Annotated in this window: 15 protein-coding genes; 7 read left to right on the forward strand and 8 right to left on the reverse strand. The window is 72.5% G+C overall.

The window, feature by feature from the left end:
- Positions 1-122: 122 nt before the first annotated feature.
- Entirely contained in the window at positions 123-737 is a 615-nt protein-coding gene (locus AB0M30_RS45720; RefSeq protein WP_364598508.1) for a TetR/AcrR family transcriptional regulator, read from the reverse strand.
- A gap of 175 nt (positions 738-912) precedes the next feature.
- Between AB0M30_RS45720 and AB0M30_RS45725 the strand changes: the two genes are divergently transcribed.
- Positions 913-1,359 carry an OsmC family protein gene (locus AB0M30_RS45725; protein WP_364598430.1) on the forward strand — a complete coding sequence of 149 codons (447 nt, stop codon included), beginning with the start codon at positions 913-915 and terminating at the stop codon, positions 1,357-1,359.
- A 98-nt stretch (positions 1,360-1,457) separates the two neighbouring features.
- On the opposite strand, the gene AB0M30_RS45730 is transcribed toward AB0M30_RS45725, so the two are convergent.
- Positions 1,458-1,706 carry a hypothetical protein gene (locus tag AB0M30_RS45730; RefSeq protein ID WP_364598433.1) on the reverse strand — a complete coding sequence of 83 codons (249 nt, stop codon included), beginning with the start codon at positions 1,704-1,706 and terminating at the stop codon, positions 1,458-1,460.
- A gap of 123 nt (positions 1,707-1,829) precedes the next feature.
- Positions 1,830-2,084, reverse strand: a complete 255-nt coding sequence (locus AB0M30_RS45735) for a hypothetical protein (RefSeq protein WP_364598436.1) — start codon at positions 2,082-2,084, stop codon at positions 1,830-1,832.
- A gap of 262 nt (positions 2,085-2,346) precedes the next feature.
- On the opposite strand from AB0M30_RS45735, the gene coaE reads away from it, so the two are divergent.
- Positions 2,347-3,531 (forward strand): dephospho-CoA kinase, encoded by a 1,185-nt coding sequence (coaE, locus tag AB0M30_RS45740; RefSeq protein WP_364598439.1) that lies wholly within the window; start codon positions 2,347-2,349, stop codon positions 3,529-3,531.
- Positions 3,532-3,569: 38 nt separating this feature from the next.
- Here coaE and AB0M30_RS45745 read toward each other — a convergent pair whose 3' ends face one another.
- Entirely contained in the window at positions 3,570-4,088 is a 519-nt protein-coding gene (locus AB0M30_RS45745) for a DUF402 domain-containing protein (protein WP_364598442.1), read from the reverse strand.
- Between the two features lie 104 nt (positions 4,089-4,192).
- Here AB0M30_RS45745 and AB0M30_RS45750 point away from each other — a divergent pair, with 104 nt between their 5' ends.
- The 4 genes from AB0M30_RS45750 (at position 4,193) to AB0M30_RS45765 (ending at position 9,773) form a co-directional block, all read left to right on the forward strand.
- Entirely contained in the window at positions 4,193-5,707 is a 1,515-nt protein-coding gene (locus tag AB0M30_RS45750; protein ID WP_364598445.1) for a DUF5685 family protein, read from the forward strand.
- A 10-nt stretch (positions 5,708-5,717) separates the two neighbouring features.
- Entirely contained in the window at positions 5,718-6,329 is a 612-nt protein-coding gene (locus AB0M30_RS45755) for a carboxymuconolactone decarboxylase family protein (protein ID WP_364598448.1), read from the forward strand.
- A 46-nt stretch (positions 6,330-6,375) separates the two neighbouring features.
- Positions 6,376-8,532 (forward strand): excinuclease ABC subunit UvrB, encoded by a 2,157-nt coding sequence (uvrB, locus tag AB0M30_RS45760; protein ID WP_364598451.1) that lies wholly within the window; start codon positions 6,376-6,378, stop codon positions 8,530-8,532.
- An 893-nt stretch (positions 8,533-9,425) separates the two neighbouring features.
- Positions 9,426-9,773 carry an MmcQ/YjbR family DNA-binding protein gene (locus AB0M30_RS45765; protein WP_364598454.1) on the forward strand — a complete coding sequence of 116 codons (348 nt, stop codon included), beginning with the start codon at positions 9,426-9,428 and terminating at the stop codon, positions 9,771-9,773.
- A 1-nt stretch (position 9,774) separates the two neighbouring features.
- Here AB0M30_RS45765 and AB0M30_RS45770 read toward each other — a convergent pair whose 3' ends face one another.
- Together AB0M30_RS45770 and AB0M30_RS45775 are read right to left on the reverse strand one after the other, a co-directional pair.
- On the reverse strand, positions 9,775-10,164 hold the full coding sequence (locus AB0M30_RS45770; RefSeq protein ID WP_103338715.1) for a VOC family protein: 390 nt from the start codon (positions 10,162-10,164) through the stop codon (positions 9,775-9,777).
- Between the two features lie 59 nt (positions 10,165-10,223).
- Entirely contained in the window at positions 10,224-11,609 is a 1,386-nt protein-coding gene (locus AB0M30_RS45775) for a S28 family serine protease (protein WP_364598457.1), read from the reverse strand.
- A gap of 247 nt (positions 11,610-11,856) precedes the next feature.
- Between AB0M30_RS45775 and AB0M30_RS45780 the strand changes: the two genes are divergently transcribed.
- Positions 11,857-12,360, forward strand: a complete 504-nt coding sequence (locus tag AB0M30_RS45780) for an SRPBCC family protein (RefSeq protein ID WP_364598460.1) — start codon at positions 11,857-11,859, stop codon at positions 12,358-12,360.
- Here AB0M30_RS45780 and AB0M30_RS45785 read toward each other — a convergent pair.
- Positions 12,357-13,097, reverse strand: coding sequence for an enoyl-CoA hydratase/isomerase family protein (locus AB0M30_RS45785; RefSeq protein ID WP_364598463.1), 741 nt, complete (start codon positions 13,095-13,097; stop codon positions 12,357-12,359). The two genes, AB0M30_RS45780 and AB0M30_RS45785, sit on opposite strands and share 4 nt — an antisense overlap.
- Before the next feature lie 31 nt (positions 13,098-13,128).
- Complete coding sequence (locus AB0M30_RS45790; RefSeq protein ID WP_364598466.1) at positions 13,129-13,599, reverse strand: hypothetical protein; 471 nt, start codon at positions 13,597-13,599, stop codon at positions 13,129-13,131.
- Between the last annotated feature and the right edge of the window lie 19 nt (positions 13,600-13,618).

Raw genomic sequence — 13,618 nt, forward strand, 5'->3', positions numbered from 1 at the left:
TTCTTCGTGTTCCCGCGCGGCCCCCGCAGGTGCCGCGAATGACTCATTCGGGACCTCAGAGGTCCCGAATGAGTCATTCGCGACGTCGAGGAAGCGCGGTCTTGCGAGGGCGTCGTGGCGGGTCAGCGGTTGTGCAGGCCGAGGCCGGCGATCATGGCGGTGACGCCCTCGCGGTACATCTGTTCGTGGGCTTCTTCGGTCGGCGGGATGAACCAGTCCGGCAGCGGCCGCCGCGAGGCCATCATCAGCTCCGCGCCGACCAGGCCGTGCATGGCCGTCCACAGCCGGTAGGCCGCCGACCGGGCGTCCGCTCCCGGCGGGCAGACCCGCTGGACCCGGGCGATGAACAGGGTGAACGTCGTCCGCAGCACCGCCGACCGCAGCGCCGGATCCGGGTCGAACCCGGGCACCGGGCGCTCGAACATCAGCGCGTAGCGGGTCGGGCTCTCGCGGGCGAAGTGCCGGTACTGCAGCGCCAGGTGCAGCAGGTCCGCGACGCCGTCCCGGCTTGACGGCGGCAGTCCTTCCAGCAGCTCCCGCAGCGAGTCGAAGGTGCGTTCGTACAGGGCGTCGAGCAGGCCGGCGCGGCCGCCGAAGCGGGCGTAGACCGAGAGCGTCGACGCGCCGGCCGCCTCGGCCACGCCGCGGACGGTCAGGCCGGGGACCCCGCGGTTCACGAGCACCGACAGCGCCGCGTCGAGGTAGCGCTCGCGGCCGCCCTGGTCGGCCGGACGCATCGGCAAGTGCCTGGTGGCCACGGCGCACCCCCTTCGCGGCAGCCGGGCGCGGGCGGCGTCCGGGTGACCCGTTCGCAGCAGAAGATACGATATCCGCCGCGTCTTGGGAATGCGCCGGATGTCCGGATCGGCGGTGTCCCGCCCCGTGGGCGCCACCCGAGAGGACTTGAGGCGGATGGATCACCCCGAGCCCGGCACCGTCGTCGTCACCGCGAGTGGTGACGGCACCTACACGCAGCAAGTCGTCACGGCGACCCACACGCTGCTCGTCGACGAACCGGTCGCCGTCGGCGGCGCCGACGCGGGCCCGAACCCGTACGAGCTGCTGCTCGCGTCGCTGGGTTCGTGCACGGCGATCACGCTGCGGATGTACGCCGACCGCAAGGGCATCCCGCTGACCCGGGCGACCGTCCGGCTGCGGCACGACCGCATCCACGCCGAAGACTGCGCGCGGTGCGAAACCGAGCGCGGCCTGCTCAGCCGGATCACCCGCGAGATCGAGCTCGAAGGCGCCCTCGACGACGATCAGCGCGCCAAGCTCATGCTGATCGCCGACAAGTGCCCGGTGCACCGCACGCTCTCGTCGGAGATCGCGATCGAGACGCGGGAAACCGGCCGCTGACTACCGCTTTCGGGGGCCCCTCGGTTGGCACAGTCGCTTTTTCGGGGGTCCGGGTGGCCGAAGCCCCCGGCTCGAGGCGAAGCCTCGGGTGGCACAGCTCAGGCGGCGCGCATGGTGACCGCGGCCGGCCTGCCCGGGCTGACCGTCGGCACCCAGATGCGTTCGAGCGCCGCGGCGCGGGCCTTGCGGCGGAGGCCGGCGAAGCTGTGCTTGGCCGGGACCAGCAGCGTGCTCAGCCAGGTCCGCCGGTAGTCCGCCAGCGCCTCGGCCACCGGGTGGTGGACCACGCAGTGCACCAGCCCCGGCGTGCCGAGCCGGTGCCTCCCGGCGTGCTTGCTGTCCGCCATCGTTCCTCCGCGTGGGCGACGCTGTCGCGCGCACCGTACGCACCAGCGCGGTTCGAGGTGCGTAAGCAACACGGCGTGTCCGGATATCGGTTGAGTCACGCGTCACGATCGACTTGCGGATCCTCAGGTCTTCAGGCATGGAGCGACACCCGAGGTGGTGAACGGGATCCACGCGCTCCGCACGACGTACAGCCTCCGCGCCGGAGTGTGCCGGTACATGACCTGCACCTGGCGGACCCCCGACAGGCACCGCACCGGTCGCGAGACCACGCTCGCCACCGGTGCGTGCGGGGCCGCCGCGGCTTCCGGTACCGCCACGGCGAGCCCACCCGCGCACAGCAGGACGGCGGCCGCTCTGCTGATCTTCGTCGTCCTCACCGGCCCCCCTCGGCGGTGGTCAGGCGAACCAGACCTTGTCGGCGAACCTCGTCGCGCCCCTCGAAGGTGCGACGGACGGTCTGCGGAAACGAAGCTTCTCCATGGTCCCTCCCTCGGTCGCGCACCCGGCGGCGCGCTTGCTGGTGAAGTCGGCCAGACCAGCTGAGTGTTACGACATTTTCCCACTTGTCACACAGATGGCGCAGATCTGACCGGACGTGTCCACGGCGGGTGCGACGGCCGCTTGACTAGGGTGATCGGCATGTTGCGTGTGGGGTTGACGGGTGGGATCGGGGCCGGGAAGTCGACCGTGGCGAACCGGCTCGCCGAACACGGTGCGGTGCTGGTGGACTCCGACCGGATCGCCCGGGAGGTGGTCGAACCCGGGACCGAAGGGCTCGCCCGGCTGGTCGCGGAGTTCGGCCCGGAGATCCTGGCCGCGGACGGCTCGCTCGACAGGCCGGTCCTCGCCGCGAAGGCCTTCGCCGACGACGAGTCGCGGCACCGGCTGAACGCGATCGTGCACCCCCTGGTCGGCGCCCGCACCGGGGAGCTGATGGCGGCCGCGAAGCCGGACGCGATCATCGTCCACGACATCCCGCTGCTGGTCGAGAACGGCCTCGCGACGGCGTACCACCTGGTCGTGGTCGTCGACGCGCCGGTCGAGGTGCGGGTGCGGCGGCTGGTTTCGGCCCGCGGGATGGCCGAGGACGACGCCCGGGCGCGGATCCGGGCGCAGGCGAGCGCCGAGCAGCGCCGTGCCGTCGCGGACGTCTGGCTGGACAACGGCGGCGCCGAAGACGCCGTGCTCGCCGAGGTCGACGCGCTGTGGGCGGACCGGCTGGTGCCGTTCGAGGCCAACGTGCGGCTGCGCCGGCCGCGGCCGCCGGTGTCGCCGAAGATCGCCGAGTACGACCTCGGCTGGCCGGCCCAGGCCGAGCGGGTGCTGGCCCGCGTCCGCGCGGTGGCGGGGAACTTGGCCCGCCGCGCCGATCACATCGGGTCGACGGCCGTGCCCGGGCTGCCCGCCAAGGACATCCTCGACCTGCAGCTCACGGTGTCCACTTTGGACGACGCGGACACGCTGGGCGGGCTGCTGGCCGACGCCGGGTTCCCGCGGCTGGAGGGCGACTGGGCCGACGACGCCCAGGACGGAACCGGGACGTGGCCCAAGCGGCTGCACGTCGGCGCCGACCCGCGGCGCCCGGTGAACCTGCACGTCCGGTCGGTGGAGACGCCCGCGTGGCGCCTCGCGCTGCTCTTCCGCGACTTCCTCCGGGCGAACGCGGACGAGCGCGACGACTACCGCGACGTGAAGCTGCGGCTGGCCGAGGCGCACGCGGCCGACGGCACGGTCGCGGCGTACGCCGACGAGAAGCAGGAGTGGGTCAACGGCGTGTTCGCCCGCGCGGAGAAGTGGGCGGCCGCCACCGGCTGGAAGCCCTAGCGCGCAGGTCGTCGAGCGGCCAGGCCGGCCGGACCTGGTTAGGGGTGGCGCCGCCAGGTCAGCGCGATGTCGAGGGTGGCCAGCCAGGCGGTGAGGTCGTAGCCGTGCGCGGCCAGGCCCTCGACGGCGGTGTAGGTGGTCTTCAACGCGAACTCGGCCTCTTCGGCGGTGACGAGGCCCGCTTCGAGGGCTTCGAGGAGCTCGTCGGTGTCGATCACCCGGAGGGACAGCTTGTCCTTGAGCACGATGTCGACGTAGAGGTCGGTGGCGACCCAGCGCGGGCCGTCCCGGTGGACGCGGACGACGTCGAGGTAGAAGTCCTGGTCGCGTTCGTGGCCGGGGGAGAACCAGAAGTCGGTGAAGCGGAGGCCGAGCCCGGGCACCAGCCACGACTCGAGGTAGTGGAACTGGGCGCGGCCCGGGGTCGGCCGGGCGAGGTACAGGCCAAACGGCTCCTCGCGGAACTCCTCGACCTCCCGCAGGATGCCCTTCGGGTCGATGTTCGCGCGCGCGGCGGGGTCGAAGACCTCGACCTTCGGGGGGTGCAGTGCGGCCATGCGGGTCATCCTGCCGGGCCGGTCACGAAACGCGAACTCCCGCCCCGGGCGTCACGCGTTCGGGCTAAGGTGCGCCGAGCTTCCGGGAACGAGGGGGACTGGGGATGTTCGGGATCATCCGGCCGTGCCGGCACCGGCTGGCCGAAGACCTGCACGCGGATTGGCTGGCCCACCTGTGCGGTCTGTGCCTCACGCTGCGCGACGAACACGGCCAGCTTGCCCGCGTGGTCACCAACTACGACGGGCTGATCATCTCGGTGCTGGTCGAGGCGCAGACACCCCGCGCGGACGGCCGGCGCGAAGCGGGCCCGTGCCCGCTGCGGGGCATGCGGACGGCCTCGGTGGCCCGCGGGGAGGGCGCCCAGCTCGCGGCAGCGGTGTCCCTGGTCCTGGCGGCGGCCAAGGTCGGCGACCACGTCGAAGACGGCGACGGAGCGTTCGGCAGGCGCCCGGTGGCGGCGGCCGCGCGCCGGGTCGCGGCCCGCTGGACCGCGCAGGGTCGCCGGACGGGCGGTCACGTGGGGTTCGACACGACGGTGCTGACGGAGGCGGTCGAGGGCCAGGGCGCGCTGGAGTCATCGGTCCGGCCGGGCGACTCGCCGCTGCTGGCCACGGAACCGGCCGAGCGCGCAACGGCGGCGGCGTTCGCGCGGACGGCGGAGCTGGCGGGCAAGCCGGGCAACGCGGCCGCGCTGGCCGAGGCGGGCCGGCTGTTCGGCCGGGTGGCGCACCTGCTGGACGCGGTGGAGGACTACGCGGCCGACGCGGCGGCGGGGGCGTGGAACCCGTTGCTGGCCACGGGAACGGGCCCGCAGGAGGCCCGCCGGCTGTGCGATGACGCGGTACTGGGGGTGGAGCTGGCGTTGCGCGAGGCGGAGTTCACCGAGCCGGCGCTGGTGCACGCGTTGCTGGTGCACGAGCTCCGCCAAGCGGTGCGGCGAGCCTTCGGCCACGGCTTCTCCCACGACCACGACGGCCATGACCACGGCCGCGGCTTGGTCGCGGGGGAGGGCTCCTCTTTCGGGCACGGCCACGGCTCCCGGCCGGGCGGCCTGGCCGGGCAACAGCCGCCGCCGGGGTGGATCGGGCCGGGTCCCACTCCGCAGCAGCATCCCCACCAGCAGCCGCCGGGCTGGATCGGGCGCGGGCCGGTGCCCCAGCAGCACCCGCACCAGGTTCCCCCTGGCTCGGGCTCGCCGCAGCCCCACGGGTTTCCGCCGCCCGGGCCGGTCCCACCGCCGGGCGCTCCCGGCGGACGTGGCCCAGGCGGCCCGAACGGCCCCGGCGGTCCGGGTGGGCCCGGCGGAGGCGGTCCCGGTGGCCCCAAGGACCCCAACGATCCCAAGGACCCCAAAGGCCCCGGCAAATCCGGTCCGTACGACGGCAAGGGCGGCGGCCTCTGGTACCCGAAGTTCGCTGTCCCACCCAAGAAGCGCAACTTCTTCCTCGGCTGCGCCCTCACCCCGTACATGTGCTGCACCTGCCAGTTCTGCTGCCGCGATCCCTATCCTGGCCCGTGGAGCGGAAAACCGGTGAGCACGTGCGACGGATGCGACTGCGGCTGTGACGGCGGTTGCGACTGTTGCGATTGTTGCAGCTGTTGCGACTGCAGCTGCTGAGGAGACAACCATGACCGACCCGATGGCCGACCTCCACGACCGCGGCCGCGAGAACTTCGCCGGGCTCGTCGAGGGCGGGAAGGCCCGCCTCGACGCGCTCTTCGCCACCGTCCCCGCGCTGGGCGAGCTGGCCGTCGGCACCGTCTACGGCCACCTGCACGAACGCCCGGCCCTCGACGCCCGCACGCGCGAAGCCGCCACGCTCGCCGCGATCGTCGCCGCCGGGATGGTGGGGCCGCCGCTGAGCGTCCACCTCCGCACCGGCCTCGCCGCCGGGCTGTCGCCGGCCGAGGTGTGCGAAGTGGTCGTCCAGACGGCGGCGTTCGCGGGTTTCCCGCGCGCCGTTTCCGCCGCCGACCAGCTGAACCGCCTCTTCGAAGGCCACGGCCTGCCGATCCCGCCCCCGCCGTCGCCGCGCGAGGTCGTCCTCGCGCACCTGGCCGCGCCGTCGGACGAGGTCGCCGGCGTGCTGGCGGAGTTCCCGCGCACCGAGGTGCAGGCCACCGGCCCCGATCGGGTGCTGGTCTCGTGCTTCGGCGACGACCCGGTCCCCGGCGCGGTCCTGCACTGCGCCGTCGACGGCGGCGATGTCACGTCGGTCACGGTGTTCCGGGCCCGCTGACCAGGCCCGACGGAAATTGTCGGTGGGTCGGCCTACTCTGGTCCACGTGGCTTTCGCAACCGAACACCCCGTGCTCGCCCAGTCCGACTTCCGGCCCGTCTCGGAGATCCCGCGGACCGGCGGCCGGTTCGAGGTGGTCAGTGACTACCAGCCCGCCGGTGACCAGCCGGCGGCCATCGACGAGCTCGAACGCCGGATCAACGCCGGTGAGAAGGACGTCGTGCTCCTCGGCGCCACCGGCACCGGCAAGTCGGCGACGACGGCGTGGCTGATCGAGCGCGTCCAGCGGCCGACGCTGGTGATGGCGCCCAACAAGACCCTGGCCGCGCAGCTGGCGAACGAGCTGCGCGAGCTCTTCCCAAACAACGCGGTCGAGTACTTCGTCAGCTACTACGACTACTACCAGCCCGAGGCGTACATCGCGCAGACGGACACCTACATCGAGAAGGACTCGTCGATCAACGACGACGTCGAGCGGCTGCGCCACTCGGCGACGATGAACCTGCTGTCGCGGCGGGACGTCATCGTGGTCGCCAGTGTCTCCTGCATCTACGGCCTGGGCACGCCGCAGTCGTACCTGGACCGGTCCTCGAAGCTCGCCGTCGGCATGCAGCTCGACCGGGACGTCTTCCTGCGGGCGCTGGTCGACATCCAGTACACGCGCAACGACATCGCCTTCGCGCGCGGCACGTTCCGCGCGCGGGGTGACACGGTCGAGATCATCCCGGCGTACGAGGAGCTCGCGATCCGCGTCGAGTTCTTCGGCGACGAGGTCGAGAAGCTGTACTACCTGCACCCGCTGACCGGCGACATCGTCAAGGAGGTCGACGAGGTCCGGATCTTCCCGGCGACGCACTACGTCGCCGGCCCGGAGCGGATGGAAAGGGCGATCCAGGGGATCGAGAAGGAGCTTGAGGAGCGGCTCGCCGAGCTGGAGCGGCAGGGCAAGCTCCTGGAGGCGCAGCGGCTGCGGATGCGCACGGCCTACGACATCGAGATGATGCGCCAGGTCGGGTTCTGCTCCGGCATCGAGAACTACTCGCGCCACATCGACGGCCGCGGCGCGGGCACGGCGCCGGCGACGCTGATCGACTATTTTCCGGATGACTTCCTGCTGGTGATCGACGAGTCGCACCAGACGGTCCCGCAGATCGGCGGCATGTACGAAGGCGACATGTCCCGGAAGCGCAACCTGGTCGAGTACGGCTTCCGGCTGCCGAGCGCGGTCGACAACCGGCCGCTGACCTGGGAAGAGTTCTCCGACCGGATCGGCCAGACGGTGTACCTGTCGGCGACGCCGGGCCCGTACGAGATGGGCCAGGCGGGTGGCGAGTTCGTCGAGCAGGTGATCCGGCCGACCGGCCTGGTCGACCCGAAGGTCGTCGTGAAGCCGACCGAGGGCCAGATCGACGACCTCGTGCACGAGATCCGGGAGCGGGCGGAGAAGGACGAGCGCGTCCTGGTCACCACGCTGACGAAGAAGATGTCCGAAGACCTCACCGACTACCTGCTGGAGCTGGGCATCCGGGTGCGTTACCTGCACTCGGAGGTCGACACGCTGCGGCGGGTCGAGCTGCTGCGGCAGCTGCGGGCGGGCGACTTCGACGTGCTGGTCGGCATCAACCTGCTGCGTGAGGGTCTCGACCTGCCGGAGGTGTCGCTGGTGGCGATCCTCGACGCGGACAAGGAGGGCTTCCTCCGCAGCGGGACTTCGCTGATCCAGACGATCGGCCGCGCGGCGCGCAACGTGTCGGGCGAGGTCCACATGTACGCGGACAAGATCACCGACTCGATGCGGCACGCGATCGACGAGACGGACCGCCGCCGCGAGAAGCAGGTCGCCTACAACGAGGAGCGCGGCGTCGACCCGCAGCCGCTGCGGAAGAAGATCGCGGACATCCTCGACCGGGTGTACAGCGAGGCCGAGGACACCGAGCAGGTCTCGGTGGGCGGCTCGGGCCGCAACTCCTCCCGCGGCAAGAAGCCCGAGCAGGGCGACCGGGTGCGGAGCTCGGGAATGCTGGTCGACAAGAACGTTTCGGCGATGCCGCGCGCCCAGCTGGCGGACCTGATCCAGCAGATGACCGACCAGATGATGCAGGCGGCGCGAGACCTCCAGTTCGAGCTGGCGGCTCGCTTGCGGGACGAGATCTCGGACTTGAAGAAGGAGCTGAGGGGCATGGACGCGGCCGGCATCAAGTAGCGGGCGGAGGCTGCCCGGGCGGGGCCGCGCCTGGGCCGGGACAGGAGGGCCGAGGCTGGGAGCGATCGCGGGGAGGAGGAGCCGGGTGGCCACTGGGCCGGGCAGGAGGAGCCGAGGGCAGGATGGACTGGGGGCAGGAGAGCTTGCCGAGGCCGGAGCTTGAGAGGTGGCCGGGTGAATCCGGCCCCGCTCCGCTCACTTCGATCGGATCCGCGACCCGACCCGACCCGACCCCGACCCCGATCCGGCTCGACCCGATCCGGCCCGACCCGGCCCGGCCCGATCCGACCCGGCCCGATCCGACCCGGCCCGATCCGACCCGGCCCGATCGGGCTCGGCCCGATCCGACCCGGCTCGACCTGGATTGGATGCACGACCCCGCCCCGCGCGGCCCGACCACACCAGCCTGGCCTCGATCCCCGGCCCGGATTGGATGCCCCCGCCGCGCCGCGCTTGGCCCGGCTCGGTCTGGCCCGGATCCTTCGGCCCGCCCGGCTGGCCTGGATTCCCGGTCCGCTCCGCCCGCCTGGCCTCGCCCGCCCGCCCGGCCGACCTCGCCCGCCTGGCGTCGCCCACCCGGCCCGGCCACACCCGCCTGGTCTCGCCCGCCTGGCCTGGATCCCCGACCCGGCCCGCTCGGCCTGGCCTGGCTTGGATCGCCGGCCCGGCCCCCACCCGGCCGACCTTGCCCACCCGGCCGACCTCGCCCACCCGGCCGACCTCGCCCCCGGCCCGGCCCGGCCGCCTGGCCCGGATCCCGGCCCCGCCCCGCCCGGCCTGGCGTCCCGGCGACCAGGCCCAGTCCGCCGCCTTCGCCGCCGTCGCTGCTTTCCTTCCCCGGCCACCGTCCTCGCTTGCCGGAGCAATCGATCCCGAACCAGCAGAGGTGCACCGTGAATCTCGAAGCCGTCGTCGCCTACTGTCTCGCCAAGCCCGGCGCCGAGGAGACCTACCCCTTCGGCGATCACGTGCTCGTCGCCAAGGTCGGCGGCAAGGGCTTCGCCTTCATCGGCCAAGAGCCGCCCGGGAGCGTTGCCGTCAAGTGCGGGGTCACCCGGGACGAGGCCGCCGAGGTGCGGGCGCGGTATCCCGGGGTCGTCAGCGTCATGGACTACCTCGGCCGCTACGGCTGGAACCGCGTGCAGCTCGGCGCCGGGGTGCCGGACGCCGAGCTCGAAGAACTCGTCGATGCTTCCTACGAGCGGGTCGTCGCGCGGTTGCCCAAGGCCAAGCGGCCCTGATTCACTCCGGGGCGGGCGCGTTCTCGTCCGCTTGGAGCATGCCGAAGACGTTGCCCTCGGTGTCCTTGCAGTACGCCAGCCAGCCCACGCCCGGCACCGGGTTCTTGGGCAGGGCCAGCGTTCCGCCCGCCCGGTTGACGTCGCCCAGTGCCTCGTCCAGGTTCGCCACGTCGATCGTGTTGACGAATCCGTGGATCGGGGCCGAGGCCTCCGGTGCCGGGCCCTGGCGGGGGAGGAGCCCGCCGTCGATTCCGTTGCCTTCGCCGGTCGTGATCATCCAATAGGGGACGTCGCCCCAGCGCTCGAACTTCCAGCCGAACACCGCCGTGTAGAACGCCACCGCGCGTTCGGGGTCGCCCGCGTGGATCTCGAAGTGGACGGGACGAGGCATGCGCGCCTCCTCAGGCCGGGCTGTCAGGTGTGGTGAGAGTACGCCCGGCCTGAGGAAAGTTACAGCCGCGCCCGTGGCGTCAGGTCCACGTCGAAGTCCGGGAACCCGGCCGGAGCGGAGCGCGCGGCCGACGACGAAACCGGCGGGAGGCCGGCCCAGCGGCGGACCGTCGCCGTGGCCGCTGCCGCCTCGGCCGGGGCCAGCTGGGCGATCTTCGACCCGTGGTTGCCGCCCTGCACGTAGTACCGGTACGAATCGCGGCTGCCGAAGCCCAGCTCGAACGGCTCCGCGCCCCACGGGTCGTTCGAGCCGTACACGAACAGCAGGCGGGTGCCGCGGGACTTCACCCAGAAGTCGATGTCGGGCATCGCCAGGTAGTCGAAGCGCGGCAGCCGGATCGACGCCGGCACGAACGTCTTCGGCTGGTCGGCGCCGGGGTAGCGCAGCAGGTCGCGGAGGTAGCCGTCGTACGCCTCGGGCGAGCCCAGCTGCACCGCCGCCTGGTAGTAGTACGGGATGTACGGCGCCAGGTCCTGGTCGGAGTAGGTGTTGAGGCTCTCCACCTTCTCGTACCAGGCGTAGACGTCCGCCGCGGGCGCGCCCGGCCGCGGCACCGTCGCGCAGTCCGCCTGCTTCTGGTACTGCCAGAACGCGAAGTACGAGTCGATCACCGAGATCTCGAGGGACTTGTCGGCCGATCCGACGATCGAGAACGTCAGCCCGCGCTGCGCCGCGTCCGCCGCGGCGATCGCCCCCAGCTCGTCACGCCGCTTCAGCGCGTCGCGCTGGATCGCTTTCAGGGCGTCGCGGCACGCCGGATCGTCGCCCACGCGGGAAAGGAACCGGTTGTAGACGTCGATCGGGTCGATGACGTCGTTGGGCGCGACGTACGGGATCGTCGCGTCGACGTCGTCGGGGAAGAAGCGCCGGAAGTACGTCGCGGTCATGCCGCCCTTGCTGCCGCCGGTGGCCAGCCACTTGCCCGGGTAGATCGTCTTGAACGCCTGCACCGCGCGGTGCTCGTCCGCCGCCGCCTGCCAGATCGTCAGCTGCTTCGCCCAGTTCTCCGGCTCCGGCCGCGACGGCGTGAAGTAGCGGTACTCCATCGACAGCTGGTTGCCGTCGACGATCTGCGTCGGCTCCGAGCGGTTCGGGGAGCCGCTGACGTTGTAGCCGCTCGTGAAGGCGACCGTCGGGGCGGCGAAGTCGCGGTGCAGCAGGGTGAACCGCTGCTCGAACGTGCCCGCGGCGGGGTGCCGGTGGTCGGCGGGCTGGGTGTAGGTCAGCTTGAAGAACCGGAACCCGGCCGGCGCCGCGTCCTCGGAGACGATCGTCAGCCCCGGGATCCGCTGCAGCTCCGTCTTGATGTCGGGCGCCGCCGCGGCCGCCGGCGCGAGGCCGGCCAGCGCGAGCAGGACCGCACCCGCCGTGAAAAGTCTGCGCATCGAGCACCCTCCCGGCTCACCGGACCCCGGCCGAACCCCGGCCGGAACCCTCGGTGGGACCCTCACAGAACCGGCGCCGGTCGGCAATCGGCTGTCCGGGCGCATAATCGGCCAGGATCCGACTTTCGAGGGGTGGCGCCGCCTCCGCGGGCGTGCGCCGCCATGGGCAACGTGCGAGTTGTCCGCGCGATCCGGGCCGCGTTACGGTCCGGATCCGTAGGCACCGTCATCGAGCGAGGGGTCCGCCATGAAGGTTTCCGACTGCCCGACCACCGAGGTCGAGGTCCGCATCGCCGCGCCGCCGGCCGAGGTCTGGTCCTGGTTGCTGGACGTCGACCTGCCGGCCCGGTTCTCCACCGAGTTCCAGGGCGGGGGCTGGGTCGAGGGCGCCGAGCCCGGCCTCGGCGCGCGGTTCCGCGGCCGCAACTCCCACCCGGTCGCCGGCGAGTGGGAGACGGTCTCGACCGTCACCGGCTACGAGCCCGCGCGGCTGTTCGCGTGGGCCGTGATGGACGTGACGAACCCGGCCGCGTCGTGGCGCTTCGAGCTCGTCCCGGACGGCGACGGCACCGTCTTGCGCCAGTGGGCGCAGATCGGCCCCGGCCCGTCCAATCTCACGAGGATCATCGGCTCGATGCCCGAGCACGAAGACGAGATCGTCGCGATGCGGCTCGGCGAGCTGCGGGACAACATGCAAAAGACCGTTGAGGGCATCAAGGCGCTCGCCGAGACCGGCGTGCGCGCCGGCTAGCGGAGCACGCGGTCCACATAGGACTTGACGGCGGCGAGCGCCTCGGCGGACTGCCACAGCCGCTGCACCCGCGGGTCGTCCGAGTGGCGGTATTCGGCGATCCGCTCGTGGAACGGCTGCCGGATCTGGGCTTTCGTGTGCGCGAACGATCCGGCGGGCAGGTCGCCGAGCCGGGCCGCGACGGCGACCGCCCGCTCGAGCACCTCGTCCGGCGGTGCCGGCTCGTCGGCCAGCCCGCGGGCCAGGGCATCCTCGCCGCTCCAGGTTTCACCCGTGTAGGTGAGCGCCGGCAGCCGGGTGGTCCCGTAAGCGCAGCGCAGGATCTCCAGCGCGGCCAACGGGAACGGCAGCCCGACGAGCAGCTCGGTCACGCCGATCTTGCCGGCGCCCAGCACCCGGTGGTCGCAGGCCGCGGCGAGCACCGCGCCCCCGGCGATGGCGTGCCCGTTGAGCGCGGCGACCACCGGACGCGGGCTGCCGAACACCGCGAGCAGCGCGTCGGACAGCAGCGGCAGGAACTCCGCCACGTACGGCGCGCCGCCTTCGTCGAGCCGCTTGAGGTCGACGCCCGCGCAGAAGACGCGGCCGGTCCCGGTGAGCACCACGGCACGGGCCTCTTCGGCCTCCTCGAGCCGCCGCACCAGCGCCCGGCACGAGTCCGTGTCGAGGGTGTTGCCGCCGCCGTGGTCGAGCCGGAGCACGGCGACGTCGCGGTGGCTGTCCAGGCTGATCGGCACGGCCCGACCGTACCGCGGCCCGGCGGGCCGGTCAGGTCCTGACGCTCAACCGGACGACGCCGAAGTGCTCCCGGCGCACCAGCTCGGTGACTTCATCGAGGGCCGGCAGCCGCCCCAGGGGGAACTTCAGCCCGATCATGCGGGCGGCGCGGCGCATGCCCAGCTCGGTGATGCGGTCCAGGTAGGTCCGCGCCACCTCGGCTTCGTCCTCGACGAGCACGCCGCGCATCGGCGTCGTCCGGCCGGCGAACGTCACGTCGACGTCAGCGCCGCCGCGGAAGTTGAGCCGCCAGCCCGCGGGCGTCAGCGCACACGGGCCTTCGGCGTCGCGGTGCGCGGTGACCGGCACGCGGTAGCGCCGCCCGGTCCGGCGGCCGGCGAAGGCGAGCAGCATGAACTCGCCGACGCCGCGGCCGAGCGGGCTGGGCAGCACCGCGCGCAACACCACGTTGAGCGTCTTCACCAGCGGCGCGGGCGGCTGGTGCCATTCGACCGCGGTCATTTCCGCAGCGTACGCCGGG

It is taken from the genome of Amycolatopsis sp. NPDC051716 (genome assembly GCF_040681595.1).
Taxonomy (GTDB): Bacteria; Actinomycetota; Actinomycetes; order Mycobacteriales; family Pseudonocardiaceae; genus Amycolatopsis.